The sequence below is a fragment of the Anisomitus miae (SeqCode) genome, from assembly GCF_054906395.1.
Map to the genome: position 1 here is coordinate 1 of NZ_JBRACL010000010.1, position 17,022 is coordinate 17,022.

The window sequence follows — 17,022 nt, forward strand, 5'->3', positions numbered from 1 at the left end:
CAAAGAAAAAACAAAAGGGACTATCATAATCCTTTGTTCCCACTATTTGATTATAGTTTTATTTAAGAATACCTTGCCGCATATTTTTTACTCCTTTTTTGGAATGATGCTATTATATCACATTAGTTTTAGGAAAGCAAGTACCTAAAAGAAATTTTTCTTCCCCTTATATGTAACAATCATACCGACTTTCTGGCGTTCAGAATGGTTTCTGCTGTCTGCTGTGGTGTTTGGTTGGAATTGTCCAGCCAAAAGCCGATCCGTGGTGTTGTCTGCATAAATGTATCGTATAAGGTTTCAACCGTAAAGCCGGAATAGCCTGTTTTCTCCCTGTATCGTTCCCTTCCTTTTATTGTTTCCACATCTGGACAAAGAACGACAACCTCAACAGGGTATTTATGCGGCACAAAAAATATGTACATGTAACTAATTCAACACATTTATAATTTGAATAGGGACATTATAGCATTTACTAAATACAAATTCAATGTATACGGAAATAAAGATATAAGGAGTGGGAAGGATTCCGCCGTAGTCGGCATTGTAGGAAAATCCAAAAGTTTAGATTTTCCCACAATGCTTATCTTTTGGTCTTTGGTTCGGAATAGTGTAGTGCTGGCGGTCTATCTCTTGTTTTCGGTTGCTTGCTTCCTTACCGTACATGAGCATTTGCCCCGGGATTATCGTTTCCATATCCTTCGAGAAGATTGATAACTCCCCACACGCCTACACCTGCTCCGATTGCGGTTACTACTGTTTTAAGTCCTGTTACTGATGTTGTAAAAAATCCCATTTGTTTGTCTCCTTTTTCTTGAAAAATGAAATAAAAAAGGGAGATGTTCTGATTTGTGATTTTTCAGAAAAACTCCCATAACAATAGTTCCAATATTTAGTTGTAAAGTCACTTCTGGACATTGTGACCAGAAGTGACTCAGCAATTTCTCCGACATCGCATACCTCATCGACCACATCATTCTGCTTGAACCGCAGCTTGTTAAGGTTTTTAACGTATTTTTCAATGTCAAATTCATTCTTTTTGTCATAATCGGATAACAGCGGGTACTGCTTATGCTTCGTTATATCAAACTTATCTGAGAAAAATGGTCTCACACCTCTAAGCTGCATGATACATTTGCTGCCATCCATGACCGCAATCTCGTCCTGACTTATTAACTCCTTTCCGGTCTTTTGATAATTCAGACCATAGGACTGGCTCGTACCTCTCGTATCTGAGATATTGTAAAGGTCAATCGTTTCTTTTCCAAGGATTTCTGCCAGATCTTTCAGAGTATCTTTCTCTTTTCCTCCCAGAAACAGGGTAGTGTCGCAGTTTCCTTCAATCGTGGAAGCGTTGTCCCGGTACAGAGCCTTGAGCTGTGACTTTGACTGTAAAATAATAGAAGCTGATATTTCCCTGCTACGGATAGTAGCAATCAGCTTCTCAAACTGTGGAATCTGCCCGATGTTCGCAAACTCGTCCAAAAGGCACCGGACGTGAATCGGCAGCCTCCCGTTATATACATCATCTGCCTTGTCACAGAGCAGATTGAATAACTGCGAATACATGATACTTACAATGAAATTGAATGTCGCATCGGTATCTGAGATAATGACAAACAATGCTGTCTTTTTCTCTCCCAGAGTATCAAGCTCCAGTTCATCATAAGAAGTCAGGTCACGCAGCTCCTTAATATCAAATGGTGCCAACCTCGCACCACAGCTAATCAGAATTGATTTTGCTGTCTTTCCCGCCGCCAGCTTGTATTTTTTATACTGTCTGACCGCAAAGTGGTTCGGGTTCTCCTTTTCCAGCTCCTCAAACAGCAAGTCAACCGCATTTTTGAAATTCTCATTATCTTCCCTTGCTTCACTGGCATCCACCAGATCAATCAGCATGGAAAAATTCTGTTCCTCCTCCGGTGCTTCGTACCAGATATATGCGATCAGGGCTGTATAATAGAGCTTTTCCGCTTTCACCCAGAAATCCTCAGAGGCTTGCTGTCCTTCCCCTTTGGTATTTACAATGATTGTGTTTACGAGTTTCAGAATATCCTTTTCGCTACGGATATAAGCGAAAGGATTGTAATGCATTGATTTTGCAAAGTTAATGGTATTCAGCACCTTGATCCGGTAATCATTCTTGGACAGCATTTTGCCACATTCCACGAGGACTGTGCCTTTGGGATCAGTCACAACGTAGGAACTGTGCATCTGCATAAGGTTCGGCTTCACAAAAAATCTGGTCTTGCCGGAACCGGAACCACCGATTACAAGAATATTTTTATTTCTCGCATACTTCGGCTGTTTTGGTCTGCCCGACATCATAAGTCTCTCCGTTGCAGTTAATAGCACGTTGTTCTCAAATACTGGATCAACATACGATTCAATATCTTTGGCAGTTCCCCACCTTGCCGAATCGTACTCCACTCCCTGCCGAAATTTCTTTGCATTTTTCGCTTTATAATAAACTACCATACGAAATCCTATTCCGCATCCCACTCCTACCAGTAAATCCCTCGGCAGAAAACTTGGTAGCGGATTATGGAACGCACCTCCAATCCCATTGATTGTGTCCAACACCTTCTGTAAGGTGTTATCATCTGCCTGCTGTCCATACAGCCATGAAACCTTATTCAGAACATACCCGAAGATCACATAGGGAGCGCATTTCAGGGCAAGCTGCTTTTTATTTACCCCTTTTGTTTTTTCTTTGAGAGTTTTCGGAATTGACTGCAAATCTTTCACAATCCCGTCAATGACCTTGCTTATAAGCTCTGTCCCCTGTCCTTATTTTTCTCTCTGCTGCGCTCCTTATTTTTATTCTGTGCAACAATCTTCTGAAGTCCTTTCAGTTTCTGTCTGAGTGACGGACGCTGCTGTTTTTTCTCATTAACTTTTACAAATTCCTTGAATGCCTGTGCAATCACATCAGCATCTTTGCCCTTGAAAAATACAAGATACCTGGGTGGTTCCGTGGTCTTATCCCTTTTTACTGCGAAATCGACATTGTATTTCCTTGCGACACGCTCAAAGGATTTTATATTGCTATCCGTAACCTCAATGGACTTTGCACCCTCTCCCTGACCGACCAGCTTCTTTACTGGAATCTTTCCATGCGAAGGCTGCTTATGCCTCTGATGCTCCAGATACATCTTCATTGCCTTCTGTAAAACGCTTGCGGTCAGCTTGGAAGTCTTGATTGCAAGAGCAATGGTTTTCTGTGTTGTTTCCTCCTGCACGGTGTACCTCCTTCCTTATCTGCACCGGTCGGATTCAGGGTGGAACAAACAGCCTGTGGAGCTGTGTTTTCATTGCCATACTTACTGCTCCACCCCCTCCTCAAGGTCTTTATCCCACCAGTTCATTTCTTCCTCATAGAAATCATCGAGTGTATCAGCAGGGATATTTTCTTTCTGCTTTTTTGCATTTTTAATGTCTCGTACCACCTTTTCCACAATTAACACAGCAATAGCAGCAAACAGTAATTTCTTCATATTTTTTCTGTTCATTTCTTTTCCTTTCCACTTCTGGACGCTGTGACCAGAAGTTATAAAACAAGCAGATACAAAACTTTTCATTTCATACCTGCTCCTGTTCAGCAAGGAATTCTCTTTCCTGCAAGTTCCATTATGATATTGATTACTTCTCGTATGATTGCAATGATTTTCATTATAAGGACAATCACTCCGATCATGCCGCCTATGACTGCGTCAAGTGCCAACACTCCAATACTCCCTGCAATTCCAAAATTACGAGGTATCAGCAATACAAGCATCTTTTGTATGCCGAAAGGAAAGCCACCCATAATCCAAAACTGAAACCAGTTCATGCCGTTTTCTCCCATACATATCCAGTAACACATATCCAACCAGATCACTATAAATGCCATTGACAAAATCACCTTAAACAATACCCTTTTCATGCCATCCTCCTCCATACATGTCATGCTGCACTTCCTGCTGATAGAAATGATTTATCGTAGACGGTGCATTATAAAGTGCCGTAATCATATACGACTTGATATTGGTTATCTTCGTTGTTGTCTCTTTCATGCAGCCAATCACATACTCAAGATGACTGCTATTCAGTTTCAAAAATCTGGATTTTACGAGTTCATACGGATAGTCCTCCCCTGCAACCCGGATAGATTTTCTCTTTACACATGCCACTTCACAGATTATCCCGAACAATTCGTCATAAAGTTCTTTTTCCCCATAACCATCATACTTCATGTGATGATCATAATTGATATTCTCTCTAATCAGCTCTATGTACCCCTGTGCATCATCCATCGCATCAATCACATCATCTTGTAACTTTTCTGTCACAGATTGATTGATGCGATTGTTATAACTCTCCTCAGTCTGGTTATAATTAGTCTGATTCATATAAGTCTGATTATAGTTAGTATAATTAGGGGCAAATTCTTTTACCTCTTGAGGTTCAATTTTTTTACTTCCAGAGGTAAAATTCTTTTCCTTCTTGAAGTAAAGATTTTTTACTTCTGTGGATTTATCTGCATTTTTGGGCATTTTTTCTTCTTGTGTTTCTGCTATTGTCGAAAAATTTTTCACATAAATTATATCCGGCTTTCCTAATCCTCTGCGTACTTTCTCAATCAGACCAATTCCAGAATCCGAATCCAGTTCCTTTATGATTTTTATGCATGTAGGCTTGGAACAACCCAAGTCATCCATGATATTGTCTATCGTATAAATAATGTATGCCCTGTTCTTATCATCCAGCCAGCCATTCTTCATAGAAAGAGACATTCTATCAAGCATTAAGCCATAGAGGAGCTTAGCATCACTGCTAAGTCCCCTATAACGCTCGTCCTTTATCAGCAGGCGTGGAACACGATAGAATGAGAACTGTTCCGCTTCTATTCCGTAATAATAATCTAGCTGCAAAATTTCTCCCATTCTCGTTTCCTCCTTCCTACTGCGTATTCTTCCAGTTATCCAATAGCTGAAATATTATTTTTTCTATATCTTCTGTGCTATATGTATCCGGAAAATAACTGTTAATGCGGTCATTTTTTATGACAACCTTACGCTCCACAGGCTTTTCTTTCTCTAGAAGCATACGCACCATTGGGAAAGTCAGTTCTCCCCTTTTATCACTTTCCTTTAACATGGCACTCTGCTGTTTGCTTATGACAGCATTGGTGTCCTGTATGGCAACCAATACCCATTGCTGTGCATCCTGGGATAAAAATGAGATGTCCACAGCCTGCATAATACCTATCTTTCCCAAATCCACCATATCAAGCAACGGTTCTGATAATCGTGAAATCCATATATACCTTTGGACAGTCTTTGCACTTTCCCCTACGGTTTCTCCTAGTTCTTCAAGTGTAAGTCCGCCTGTCCTTCTTCCCTGATGCTTCATAGCATCATATTTCATGCGGTATGCCTTTGCTTTTTCGCTTGGAAGAATATCTTCTCTTTGGATATTGCTGTCCACCATAATAATCGTGGCTTCATCATCCGTATAATTACGGATAAACATCGGCATCGTTTCAAGTCCTACCAGTTCACACGCATGTCTCCTGCGATGTCCTGCAATAATTTCATAGCCGCCCTCAGCTCTTGGTCTTGCAATGCCCGGCATCAACACACCATGCTCTCTGACACTCTCCAAAGTTTCCTGCATCTTTTCATCGTCCAGTACCTTAAATGGGTGACCTTTGAACTCATGCAGTTCTGATAATGCAATTTCCTGTACCTGCTCTATTCCTGCCTGTGGCTGTCCATCTCCGAATAAATCATCGAAGCTGTTCAGTTTTACCTTTGCGGCACTTCCTGTTTTATTCATCTGCAAGCACCTCATCTGTCAATGACTGATAGGCACTCGCTACTTTTCCATTTGGATCATGCTCATAAATGCTGACACCTTCAGCAGAAATCTCCGCAGCTCTTACCGACATCGGAATACTGTTTATATTCCTACCTTGCTACCATAATTCTCCACAACCAATGCAATGATGTCTTTTGCATAATTCGTTCTGTTATCAACCATAGTAAGCAGAATACCTTCAATCTCCAATTTTGGATTGATCTGCCTTTTTACCTTTCCTATGGTCTTTATAAGCTGTTCCAGACCTTTTACTGGCAGATATGCTGCCTGCACCGGAATAAGGATGCTGTCGGCACTTGCAAAAGCATTTATGGTAATCATGCCAAGGGAAGGCATACAATCAATCAGAATGTAATCATACCTTTCTTTCTGCTGTTCTATATAAGTCCGAAGCACAAGCTCCCTGCTCATGACATTTACCAGTGATACTTCCAATCCCGACAACTCTATATTGCCGGGCATAAGGTCTACACCCTCGTCGTGCTTTAGGATGCCATAATCCGGCTCCATATCTTCTTCATTGATGATATTCGCCATAATGGTTGCAAGAGATACATCCAGTTTATCCGGCTCCTGAAAGCCTAAACTTGCTGTCAGGCTCCCCTGTGCATCTGCATCAATCAGAAGTACCTTTTTTCCCTTTTTTGCAAGTCCAATACCTAAATTGCTCGTTGTGGTGGTCTTTCCAACTCCACCTTTCTGGTTTCCGATTACTATAACTTTACACATGATGAAATTCCTCCAAATTCTACTATTATTCTTTTACATTGCTCTTTTTTACTTCTACATATGATCTGTAATATTTATCTGTCCCCTTGTTCGGATAGAGGTCTGACATTTCCACAACCTCTACCTTTGGGTGTCTCTGCATGATTTTCTTAAACCATGTAATATCATTCCTTGTTCCCATCAATCGAATCTTTAACATCAATCATTTCCTCCAAACATCGCATACAAGTTTTTATTGTATGTTGCATACTCCGGATACCGAATCTGTATTGCTTGCCAGAAATATGGTGCATAGCAACAGCAAAACAAATCCTCTACTGAATATCTCCGACACTCATCCATCTGCTCCTCTGCATCCTGTTCATCATCCACGCTCGGTGTACCATTGCAATACAGATTAAATGCCATTCTGACAACCTTTGCACTTCCACTGGTCTGCCAGCCCTCATGCAGGCACTCCGTTTTTACACAACCAGTCTTAAAGTTATAAATTTTATCCACATTTCTTCGTGTATCCTCGTTCATTCCAAGGCAATAGCAAAGTGCCTTGTGATATACATCTGCTTCTGTGACTTTCTGAAGTTTTTCATAGTAGAATTTCTCATGTGCTTCACTGATAAAGTTAATGTTTTCTTTTTTTGCTCCTAATGCTGTACTGTTCATGTTTGAATCCTCCTTGTATTAAACTCTGCTTTTTTGCATAACCATAACAACAGAAAAAGGACACTTTCCTTAATTTTGGAAAATGTCCTTTAATAGCATTTAACTATTTAGTTTTGAAAGGTTCAAATCGCTAGAACGTACCTTTTTAGTCCATATTAGTCCACCAAACAATAATAATTTGATGTCAAATTGATGTCATTTTTTGTTTTCAACACCGCAAACCCTTGATTTTACTGGTCTTTTTTATCCAACGACTTCATTGTCGGGAACAATATTACATCACGTATAGAGTAAGAATTCGTAAGAAACATTACAACTCTATCTATTCCTATACCAAGCCCACCTGTAGGAGGCATTCCGTACTCTAATGCGTACATAAAGTCCTCATCAATAGTATAAGCCTCATCGTCTCCAAGCTCTCTGTCCATTTCTTGTTTCAAAAATCTACTTCTTTGAACTATAGGATCGTTTAACTCAGAATAAGCATTACATATTTCACGCCCATATACAAACCCTTCAAACCTCTCTGTAAATTCCTCATTTCCTCTTTTCACCTTAGTCAAAGGAGATATATCTGCCGGATAATCTAAAATAAAGGTAGGCTGGATTAATTTATCTTCAACATATTTTTCAAACATAGCATTTAAAATTTCTCCTTTTGTACAATCCTTTAATTGCTTCTTAAATTCGAGAGCGTGATTGCGAGAAATATTAAATGCATCATCTAAACTCAAATTTCCAAAATCTATTTCCGTATATTCCTTAACAGCATCAATCATAGTTATCCTTTTCCATGGGGGAGTAAAATCAATTTCTGTACCCTGATAATCGATTTTCATACTTCCACACACAACTTTACAAACCTGAGAGATCATATTTTCAGTTAACACCATCATATCATTGTAATCTGAATACGCCTCATAAAGTTCTATCATTGTAAACTCAGGATTATGCTTTATATCAATTCCTTCATTCCTAAAGTTTTTACCAATTTCATAGACTTTATCAAACCCTGCGACAATCAATCTCTTCAAATGTAACTCCGTAGCTATCCTTAAATACATACTTACATCAAGAGTATTATGATGGGTAATGAAAGGCCTAGCGGCAGCACCACCGGCTATAGAGGAAAGTATAGGGGTCTCTACTTCTAAATAATTTCTCTCATCTAAAAATTTTCTTATTTCGGATATTATCCTACTCCTCTTCAGAAAAACATCCCTTACATGTCTATTCATTATGATATCTATTTCCCTATGCCTATATCTTAAGTCAATATCTGTTACACCATGAAACTTCTCCGGCAAGACTCTCAAAGACTTAGAAATAAGATCTATACTTAAAACGCGTACAGTAACTTCGCCAACTTTCGTTTTAAATACCTCACCTTCAATACAAACTATATCTCCAATATCATATGAAAAAACAATCTCTAGCTTTTCTTTACCCAATATATCAACTTTAACAAAAATTTGTATCTGCCCTTTACAGTCTTGAATAGTTAAAAAACCCGCTTTACCTTGACCTCTTTTTGCCATAATCCGACCTGATAATTTTACTTTCTTACCTTCAAACTTTTCAAAATTCTCTATTATGTCCCTAGAATAATCTGTTACACAAACTTTATATATATCAAACGGACTATTCCCTTGGGCTTGAAGATCCTGTAATTTTTTTCTACGAACTAACTCTTGCTCACTAAACCGCCTACAACTTTCATTAAATTCCATAAATAATCTCCTTAAAGTTATCCTTATTTCCTTTGTATATCTACAATTCTATATCTACAATTTCCATCTGGGGTATTGACTGTAAACTCATCATCAACTTTTTTACCTATGAGACCTGCACCAACTGGTGACTCATTTGATATTTTATTTTCAAATGAATCGGCTTCCGTAGAACCAACTATAGTGTATGTAACATTTTCATCGAATTCGAAATCATAAAGTGTAACCGTAGATCCAATTGACACAACATCTGTAGAGATTTCATTTTCATCTATAAGCTCAATATTCTTCAACTTATTTTCAATCTCTGCTATACGTCCTTCTAAAAAAGCTTGCTCATTCTTAGCCTCATCATACTCTGAATTTTCGCTTAAATCACCATATCCCCTAGCTATTTTTATTTTTTCTGTAACTTCTCTTCTTTTAACAGTTTTTAAATACTCAAGCTCTTCTTCCAATTTACGCAAACCATCATTGGTAACCAAGTATTTTTTTTCTCCCATAAAATATTCTTTCTCCTTTAAACATAGAAAATTACTAATAAAAAACTATTTGATAATTATAGAATACACTCAAGTTGTATGTCAATGTAATCTATAAATTTTTATAATCCTCAAGTAAATCTAAGACTTCATCAGGATTAAGCATTGTATATAACCTTCTCTTAATATCGGAAGATCTCTCTAGTCCTCTTATATACCATCCTATATGCTTTCTCATTTCTAAAACACATCTCTGCTCATCATACTCTAAAAATTTTCTATAGTGTTCAATTAAATTATCAACAATAAACCTATGTCCTCTAACTTTTGGTACATAATCTAAGTTTTTTATTTTACATTCTAAGTAAGAATTTAAATCCTCAAATATCCACGGTCTTCCTTGTGCTCCTCTAGCAACAGCTCCAAATTCACATCCAGTATTATCCAAAATATTAAACCCATCATCGAAATTAAATATATCTCCATTTGCAACTATAGGTATAGAGAAACGTTCATTAGCTTCCTTTATTACTTCCCAGTTCGCATTACCCTTATACATTTGCTTTGCAAACCTACCATGTATTGTAACAAAATCAATACCATTATTTTCTAAAATTTCTATAACATCAAAACAATTTATAACATTTTCATAATATCCTATTCTAATTTTTACGGATAGAGGTTTTCTTACAACCTTTCTCATTTCATATGTAATCTTATCAACTTTATTTAAATCGAGAGTTAATGCAGAACCTTCTCTATTTTTTATTATCTTAGAAGCAGGGCATCCCATATTTATATCTAGAACATGTACATATTCTAAATCTGAAATAACTTCTGCAGCATAAACCATATGTTCTACATTATTTCCAAAAATTTGTACTCCAACTTTATCCTCGTATTTACCTTTTTTAAAAATATCTTCTGTTTTAGTACTTTTAAAAAATAATGCTGTTGAACTGACCATTTCAGAAAAATTAATACCATCATGAAATTTTGAACACATTTCACGAAATGCAATATTATTAATACCAGCCATAGGTGATAAAACAAATCTACTTTTAAATTTACGATATAACATATTTATCTCCTAAATTCAATTTAAAATATTAAGAGAGTTTTAGATATTAAAATCTAAAACTCTCTACATCAAGAATTTTTAAATAACTCTTCAAACTCTTCCGAATCAAGCTTTTCCTTTTCCAAAAGAGCACTTGCAACCGCATGAAGCTTTGGCATATTATCAGACAACAATTTTTGAGTAATATTATACGCCTTATCAACTATTCTCTTCACTTCTTTATCAATCCTAGAACCTAACTCCTCTGAAAAATTTCTACTTTTGGTAAAGTCTCTTCCTAAAAATACCTCATTGTCTCCACCAAAAGAAATAGTTCCTATTTCTTCGCTCATTCCATATTCCATAACCATTTTCCTCGCAATACTGCTAACCCTATCTATATCATTTTTTGCTCCCGTACTAATATCTCCTAAAACTAACTTCTCAGCAACTCTGCCACCTAGAAGAGTAACCATATCATTCTCTAAATCAGACTTAGAAATATAATCCTTATCCTCATCTGGCAAATGCATTGTATACCCTCCAGCCATACCTCTAGGTATTATACTAATCTCATGTACTTTATCGTATTTATCAAGTAATCTAGACACCACAGCATGACCTGCCTCATGGTAAGCAGTCAATCTATTAGTTTTTTCCGTCCTCATCTTACTTCTCTTTTCAGGACCAGCTATAACCCTAGTTATAGCCTCTTCCATTTCACCCATAGAAATAAATTTTTTATCTCTCCTAACAGCCAAAAGCGATGCTTCATTAGTCAAATTCTCCAAGTCTGCTCCAGTAAATCCTGGCGTTCTCTTAGCAAGTACATCAAGCTTAACTTCCTCAGACAGTGGCTTATTTTTAACATGTATCTTCAAAATTTCTTCCCTGCCTTTAACATCTGGAGCACCCACTATTATCTCTCTATCAAATCTTCCAGGTCTCAATAATGCTGGATCTAATATATCTGGTCTATTTGTAGCTGCTATTATTATTATACCCTCATTTACTCCAAAACCATCCATTTCAACCAGCAATTGATTAAGTGTTTGCTCTCTCTCATCATGTCCTCCGCCAAGTCCAGCTCCCCTATGCCTTCCTACAGCATCTATCTCATCTATAAAGATAATACATGGAGAATTTTTCTTAGCCTGATCAAACAAATCTCTTACTCTAGAAGCACCCACTCCCACAAACATCTCGACAAAATCTGAACCAGATATACTAAAAAAAGGAACACCCGCTTCACCAGCTACAGCTTTAGCCAACAGAGTTTTACCTGTTCCAGGAGGTCCAAACAGTAGTACACCCTTAGGAATCCTAGCCCCCATTTCTATATATTTCCTTGGATGTCTTAGAAAATCCACAATCTCCTCTAATTCCTCTTTCTCTTCTTTAGCTCCAGCCACATCCTTAAAAGTTACTTTTTTAGTATCCTGAGTAGCCATCCTAGCTCTACTCTTACCAAAACTCATAACCCCTCTTCCGTTTCCTCCACCTTGGGATTGTTGCATAAACAGAAACCATAACCCTAAAGACATAACTATAATTATTAAAGATGGTACAAATTGCAACCAAGCAAAAACATTACTTTGCTCCTTATAAGTCTCAATAACATCCCCATTTTTGGGATACTTATCAAACAATATATTTAATCTATTTTGAGGAACAACCGTTACGAATTGCTCTCTATTTTTTAAAGTTCCTTCTATAGCTAAACTTCCCTCACTTATTGTAACACTTTGTACTTCATTATTTATCCAATACTGTTCGAAACTACTATACGGTATTGTCCTTTCTGTTCTAGTAGACTCAAAGTAGAAAAGTGCGACTATAAAAATCATAACTATGATAACTATCCAAGCTGTTATGTTTGAAAAACTTCTCTTCATTAATATAACCCCCCTCCCTTTACTTAAATAAGTACCATAAGATTTTATCATATCAATTTTTATTAAACAAGCAACTTAACATCATTATTTAATTTTATTTATTCTCAATTAAATTCACTATAAAATATTACCATTTTTAATACTGTCTATACACGCTTTCATTCAAAATACCTATATAAGGTAAATTTCTATATTTTTCTGCATAATCCAATCCATATCCAATTACAAATTCATTTCCTACTTCAAATCCCACATATTTAGCTTCTAGTTCTAATTTTCTCCCTGAAGGTTTATCCAATAAAGTAACAATTTCAATACTTTTAGCATTCTTTCCTCTCAAATAATTACATAAGTAGTTTAACGTTATTCCTGTATCAATTATATCTTCAACAATTAATATATCTCTTCCATCTACAGACATATCTAAATCTTTAAGTATTCTTATACTCCCACTACTAACTACTGAATTTCCATAGGATGAAATACTCATAAACTCAATATCAGACTTTACGTTCACGTACTTCATTAAGTCACCCATGAACATAACTGAGCCTTTTAATATGCATAATAACAATAACTCTCTACCTTTATAATCCAAATTTATTCTACTTGCAAGCTCCTTAACCTTATTTTGTATCTCATCTTCATTTATCAAAATTTTCTTAATATCTATATTCATAATCGAAACCTTTCCTATAAAGAATGCAACTCTATTTTAACTATGAGTTTACTATCTTCCAAGACCCTATAGTCGTCACTATTTCTAAACCCAACTACCCAAGCTATATTATTATCAAAACAAATCAAAGGTATTTCATTCTTATTTCTTGCTTTATTATTTATCAAAAAATCTTTTAACTTCTTATTGTTCTTCATCCCAAACGGTTTAAAAACATCTCCATACCTTCTATTTCTAATACAAACACTATTTTCCACATTATCTAAACTAAAATACTTACTATTAGTTTCTTTATATTTATCTTTGATAAAACCATTTTCAGTAACAATAATTATCTTTAATTTCTTATTTAAAAAATTTATCTCCTTCACAAACTTATCTTGTATCCGATTTTTCAAATCATAAATATCCTTTTCATTCAATAATTCCTGAAAGCAAAACTTAATAATAGTTGCTTCTTGTTCCAAATTCTTCGAAAACAATAAATAATCCTGTTTGTTTATACAAAATAAATCTTTCCTAATTTGTATCCTCTTACCCTGCTTCTTATTTGAAATGCTGCAGATATATTTTATACTTTTTAATCCAATAACATTTGTTCCCCTAATAAGTGGTTGTATAGCTTTTTTAATTACTCTGTAGAGAAGTGCTTCGTGCAAATCAAAGCACTTTTTACAAACAAAAACCTTATCTTCAAAAATTTCAACATATTCTAGAACATATTTGTTAACTAGTCCTTCAAAAAAATCATTATCGTACTTGCACATTTCTTTCAATGATAATACACTACCTACAACATCCATCGAAAACTTTTGATTCATATAAGGCAACACAGATAATCTTACTTTATTTCTTAAATGATAATCATTAAGATTTGACTCATCCAACATAAAGTTTATATTATTACTCTTTAGAAATGGCTCGATTTCTAAAGTTTTCCTCAAAAATAGAATAGGCCTTATGTAAAAATTATCCCTTATCTCCTTAATACCCTCCATTCCCTTTAATCCAGTACCTTTAAAAATTCTCATAATAATAGTCTCTACATCGTCATCTGCATGGTGACCCAAGGAACATTTTGTTATAACTTTATCTTCTTTCAATTTCTTAAAAATTTCATACCTTATCTCTCGACCGGCCATTTCTAAAGAAATTTTATTATCTTTGCTATATTGATTTACATCTTTTCTATAAACCCTGCAATCAATATTAATATTTTTACAAAAGTCTACCACAAAGTTTTCATCTTCATATGATCTCTTACCTCTTAACATATGGTTAACGTGAATTCCAATTATTTTAAAATTCATGTTCTTAGATATTTCATTTAATACAACTGTCATAAAAATTGAATCAGAACCCCCAGATATAGCACAACCAACAATATCGTTTTCTAAAATCAAGTTACCCTGAATTATAAACTTCCTAACTCTATTAAAAATATCATTCATTACAATTCTCCAAAAATATTAATCTAAACTTGATTATCAATTATAATACATTTTGTTAAAATGAAAAAGGTCCTTTTGAAATTAATCAAAAGAACCTTAACTAAGCGAAATTTTTATATACCTTAGAAACAATAACAGTAACATCATCCTGATAACAGCCATTAGTTAAAATTTTAAACTCCTGTATAATATCTTCACATAACTTATCTGGCGATAAAGAATCTATTCTTTTTAAAAAATTATAAAGCCATGCTTTATTAGATAAGTCCCTGAAATGTATAAGACCATCTGTTAAATGCACTATAATATCTCCATATTCTAACTCGAATTCTCCAATTACAAAATCATTATCATCAATACTATCAAATACATACTTTTCATTTTCAAGAATGAAAACATCCTTTCCTCTTTTCACGTATGTAACAACTGAGGAGAATTTTAAATACCTCATCTTCCCTGAATATAGGTTTATACTAGAAAAATCTATGGTAGAAACAGATTCATCTTTAAAAAATTTGAGAGATATGATAGATATTATTTCTCGTATACACGAAGATAAATCCAAACTAGTGTGCATAAATTTATATATTAGATCTACTGTAAATTTACTTTTGTCATGAGCATTAACCCCAGATCCAATGCCATCACTTAAAATTATTACGTAACTATCATTACTATTTTGTATAATCATATAATTATCACCATTTTTATCACTTTTTGATAACTGCAAACAATGGGACACTAGTTTATAATCATACCTTTCAACATAATCTAGAACCATCTCGTTATTAGAATTCATATACTTAGAGTTACCCTCTTGAAACATAACCCCAGTTGGTAGAGAAATGTTTATAATTTCTAATATATCCAACCTGCATTCATCATAAACCTTAATTGGTATTATAACTTTAAGCTTTACTCTACCATTTTCATCGTAACACAAAAAATCAGTATATCTAATTTTAAATTTATTAAAACTACTTATTATACTTTTCTCATAATCGACTTTAACTACTATATCCTTTCTTACTTCTTTTATACCTTGGTCAATCACACTATAAATATTACTGAGTTCGTTAGACAAAATATCTTGAGTATCACGTATTTTTTCTTCATAAACCTCCTGCATATTATGGAATTTAGCTATCTTAGTGAGTTCACTATTTATACCTTCCTTATTTACACACACCTCATCTACATACTCTGTGATTTTCTTATTTCCTTGTATAAAGTTTTCAAGACTCACAAATAATTCATCACTAATTAACTTAAAATTATCTCTCCAACATGTACCTACCCTCTTACAATTTCTGCAAATACTTTCAGCCAAGATTTCAATATATATTTTTTTATCCATTATCTTATATCTAAAGTCAATGTTTGAAACCATCATATCTGACAATTGTTTTATTAAGTCATTAAGATCATTTATCTTCTGTATACGCATATCCAAAGTATTAAATAACCTTTTACGAGTATAAAATTCTCGCTTATAATCCTCATTAAAGCAAATCAAAAACCTATCTAATATTTTTTTGGGCAATATCAAAAACACAACTACAGATGTAAAAAATTCCATCAAAAATCTATTCTCACCAAATGAATTAAAAGTAATCATCGAAAAATTCAACATAAAAATACACACAGAACAGAAAATAGCAATAATAAATCTAGATGATAAATAAAAAAGTGAAGAAATGCAAGAAACAATACTATATATAGCTACGTACTGAGTAAATTCACTATACATCACTCCGATAACACTTCCTGAAAAAACAGCTGCAACAGCTCCTATAGATATGCCATTTATATAAGATATTATAAATACAAAGACTAAGAGTAAAATATTAACTAAATCCAAATTGTATACTTTAATACCATTAAATCCCATTATTGCTAAACAAATCGTTACGATAGAACAAATCACTTCCTCACGTGTGAATATACGATTATTATTAAACAAGTCCATAATTCTTATGAATGTACTAAACACCAAATATAATGCAAATATGATACTAAGCTCGACAAAAAAATAAAATAGAGATGAATAGACGGAAAACTTAACAATAAAGTACTTATAGAAATAAACGCATAAGCCAACTAAAATAAAACTCACAATTTTTCCATTTTTTTTAACACTAAGTAGAGAAAATAAAACTAATATCAAATCTATTATAACGTACAAATCGTACATAATAAACGCGTGCCCTATTGTAAAGTACCCTAATATGCTACAAATACCAACTAATACACTCAGTACTCTATCATTTTTGGAAATAACTGTTATAAAAAACGTAACACCTACAGGAGCCATATATAAAAATAAGTTTACTCGACTAAATAAAAATCCTAACAAACAATAGTATATACACATCTTCATACTCAGGGCTGGAACAATTCTACTACTCTCTATAAAATCATTCCCTATCATTTTACTATTGTAAATCACACGCTCACCTCTATAATAACTTACA

General features: G+C 34.7%; 14 protein-coding genes and 3 pseudogenes. All 17 read right to left on the reverse strand.

The annotated features are described in order from the left end of the window. Positions 1-664 precede the first annotated feature (664 nt). Positions 665-793 (reverse strand): annotated as a pseudogene (locus tag AALI31_RS07200) (Maff2 family mobile element protein); the annotation flags it as partial. A gap of 143 nt (positions 794-936) precedes the next feature. Then, a pseudogene (locus tag AALI31_RS07205) lies at positions 937-2,736 on the reverse strand (VirD4-like conjugal transfer protein, CD1115 family); the annotation flags it as partial. Positions 2,737-2,765: 29 nt separating this feature from the next. Continuing rightward, positions 2,766-3,239: a PcfB family protein gene (locus AALI31_RS07210; protein ID WP_489885858.1), complete on the reverse strand. Its 474-nt coding sequence runs from the start codon at positions 3,237-3,239 to the stop codon at positions 2,766-2,768. A gap of 81 nt (positions 3,240-3,320) precedes the next feature. Continuing rightward, positions 3,321-3,578: a hypothetical protein gene (locus AALI31_RS07215; protein WP_489885859.1), complete on the reverse strand. Its 258-nt coding sequence runs from the start codon at positions 3,576-3,578 to the stop codon at positions 3,321-3,323. Between the two features lie 17 nt (positions 3,579-3,595). Further along, positions 3,596-3,922, reverse strand: a complete 327-nt coding sequence (locus AALI31_RS07220) for a DUF6050 family protein (RefSeq protein WP_489885860.1) — start codon at positions 3,920-3,922, stop codon at positions 3,596-3,598. Then, positions 3,903-4,922: a DUF6017 domain-containing protein gene (locus tag AALI31_RS07225; RefSeq protein WP_489885861.1), complete on the reverse strand. Its 1,020-nt coding sequence runs from the start codon at positions 4,920-4,922 to the stop codon at positions 3,903-3,905. The genes AALI31_RS07220 and AALI31_RS07225 overlap by 20 nt, the downstream gene beginning before the upstream one ends. Positions 4,923-4,938: 16 nt before the next feature. Beyond that, positions 4,939-5,817 (reverse strand): ParB/RepB/Spo0J family partition protein, encoded by an 879-nt coding sequence (locus AALI31_RS07230; protein WP_489885862.1) that lies wholly within the window; start codon positions 5,815-5,817, stop codon positions 4,939-4,941. Continuing rightward, positions 5,810-6,588, reverse strand: a pseudogene (locus tag AALI31_RS07235) (ParA family protein). Before AALI31_RS07235 ends, AALI31_RS07230 begins: the two are co-directional and overlap by 8 nt. Before the next feature lie 25 nt (positions 6,589-6,613). Next, positions 6,614-6,787 (reverse strand): hypothetical protein, encoded by a 174-nt coding sequence (locus AALI31_RS07240; protein WP_489885863.1) that lies wholly within the window; start codon positions 6,785-6,787, stop codon positions 6,614-6,616. After that, complete coding sequence (locus tag AALI31_RS07245; RefSeq protein ID WP_489885864.1) at positions 6,787-7,251, reverse strand: DUF6075 family protein; 465 nt, start codon at positions 7,249-7,251, stop codon at positions 6,787-6,789. Before AALI31_RS07245 ends, AALI31_RS07240 begins: the two co-directional genes overlap by 1 nt. 230 nt (positions 7,252-7,481) lie before the next feature. Continuing rightward, positions 7,482-8,981: a lysine--tRNA ligase gene (lysS, locus tag AALI31_RS07250; RefSeq protein WP_489885865.1), complete on the reverse strand. Its 1,500-nt coding sequence runs from the start codon at positions 8,979-8,981 to the stop codon at positions 7,482-7,484. A gap of 23 nt (positions 8,982-9,004) precedes the next feature. Beyond that, positions 9,005-9,484, reverse strand: coding sequence for a transcription elongation factor GreA (greA, locus tag AALI31_RS07255; protein ID WP_489885866.1), 480 nt, complete (start codon positions 9,482-9,484; stop codon positions 9,005-9,007). Positions 9,485-9,575: 91 nt separating this feature from the next. Further along, positions 9,576-10,544, reverse strand: coding sequence for a tRNA dihydrouridine synthase (locus AALI31_RS07260; protein ID WP_489885867.1), 969 nt, complete (start codon positions 10,542-10,544; stop codon positions 9,576-9,578). A 68-nt stretch (positions 10,545-10,612) separates the two neighbouring features. Beyond that, the gene (ftsH, locus tag AALI31_RS07265) at positions 10,613-12,418 is read right to left on the reverse strand and encodes an ATP-dependent zinc metalloprotease FtsH (RefSeq protein ID WP_489885868.1); all 1,806 of its coding nucleotides are present in this window, start codon (positions 12,416-12,418) and stop codon (positions 10,613-10,615) included. Positions 12,419-12,554: 136 nt separating this feature from the next. Continuing rightward, a complete protein-coding gene (hpt, locus tag AALI31_RS07270; RefSeq protein ID WP_489885869.1) occupies positions 12,555-13,097 on the reverse strand; it encodes a hypoxanthine phosphoribosyltransferase in 543 nt (180 codons plus the stop codon). 14 nt (positions 13,098-13,111) lie between these two features. Then, the gene (tilS, locus tag AALI31_RS07275; RefSeq protein WP_489885870.1) at positions 13,112-14,548 is read right to left on the reverse strand and encodes a tRNA lysidine(34) synthetase TilS; all 1,437 of its coding nucleotides are present in this window, start codon (positions 14,546-14,548) and stop codon (positions 13,112-13,114) included. Positions 14,549-14,648: 100 nt separating this feature from the next. Beyond that, the gene (locus AALI31_RS07280) at positions 14,649-16,997 is read right to left on the reverse strand and encodes a SpoIIE family protein phosphatase (protein WP_489885871.1); all 2,349 of its coding nucleotides are present in this window, start codon (positions 16,995-16,997) and stop codon (positions 14,649-14,651) included. Positions 16,998-17,022: the final 25 nt, after the last annotated feature.

Excerpts from the sequence above, each read along its gene's own strand:
- AALI31_RS07215 (WP_489885859.1), bottom strand. The coding sequence starts at position 3,578 with ATGAAAAGTTTTGTATCTGCTTGTTTTATAACTTCTGGTCACAGCGTC.
- AALI31_RS07220 (WP_489885860.1), bottom strand. The coding sequence starts at position 3,922 with ATGAAAAGGGTATTGTTTAAGGTGATTTTGTCAATGGCATTTATAGTG.
- AALI31_RS07225 (WP_489885861.1), bottom strand. The coding sequence starts at position 4,922 with ATGGGAGAAATTTTGCAGCTAGATTATTATTACGGAATAGAAGCGGAA.
- AALI31_RS07230 (WP_489885862.1), bottom strand. The coding sequence starts at position 5,817 with ATGAATAAAACAGGAAGTGCCGCAAAGGTAAAACTGAACAGCTTCGAT.
- AALI31_RS07240 (WP_489885863.1), bottom strand. The coding sequence starts at position 6,787 with ATGTTAAAGATTCGATTGATGGGAACAAGGAATGATATTACATGGTTT.
- AALI31_RS07245 (WP_489885864.1), bottom strand. The coding sequence starts at position 7,251 with ATGAACAGTACAGCATTAGGAGCAAAAAAAGAAAACATTAACTTTATC.
- lysS (WP_489885865.1), bottom strand. The coding sequence starts at position 8,981 with ATGGAATTTAATGAAAGTTGTAGGCGGTTTAGTGAGCAAGAGTTAGTT.
- greA (WP_489885866.1), bottom strand. The coding sequence starts at position 9,484 with ATGGGAGAAAAAAAATACTTGGTTACCAATGATGGTTTGCGTAAATTG.
- AALI31_RS07260 (WP_489885867.1), bottom strand. The coding sequence starts at position 10,544 with ATGTTATATCGTAAATTTAAAAGTAGATTTGTTTTATCACCTATGGCT.
- ftsH (WP_489885868.1), bottom strand. The coding sequence starts at position 12,418 with ATGAAGAGAAGTTTTTCAAACATAACAGCTTGGATAGTTATCATAGTT.
- hpt (WP_489885869.1), bottom strand. The coding sequence starts at position 13,097 with ATGAATATAGATATTAAGAAAATTTTGATAAATGAAGATGAGATACAA.
- tilS (WP_489885870.1), bottom strand. The coding sequence starts at position 14,548 with ATGAATGATATTTTTAATAGAGTTAGGAAGTTTATAATTCAGGGTAAC.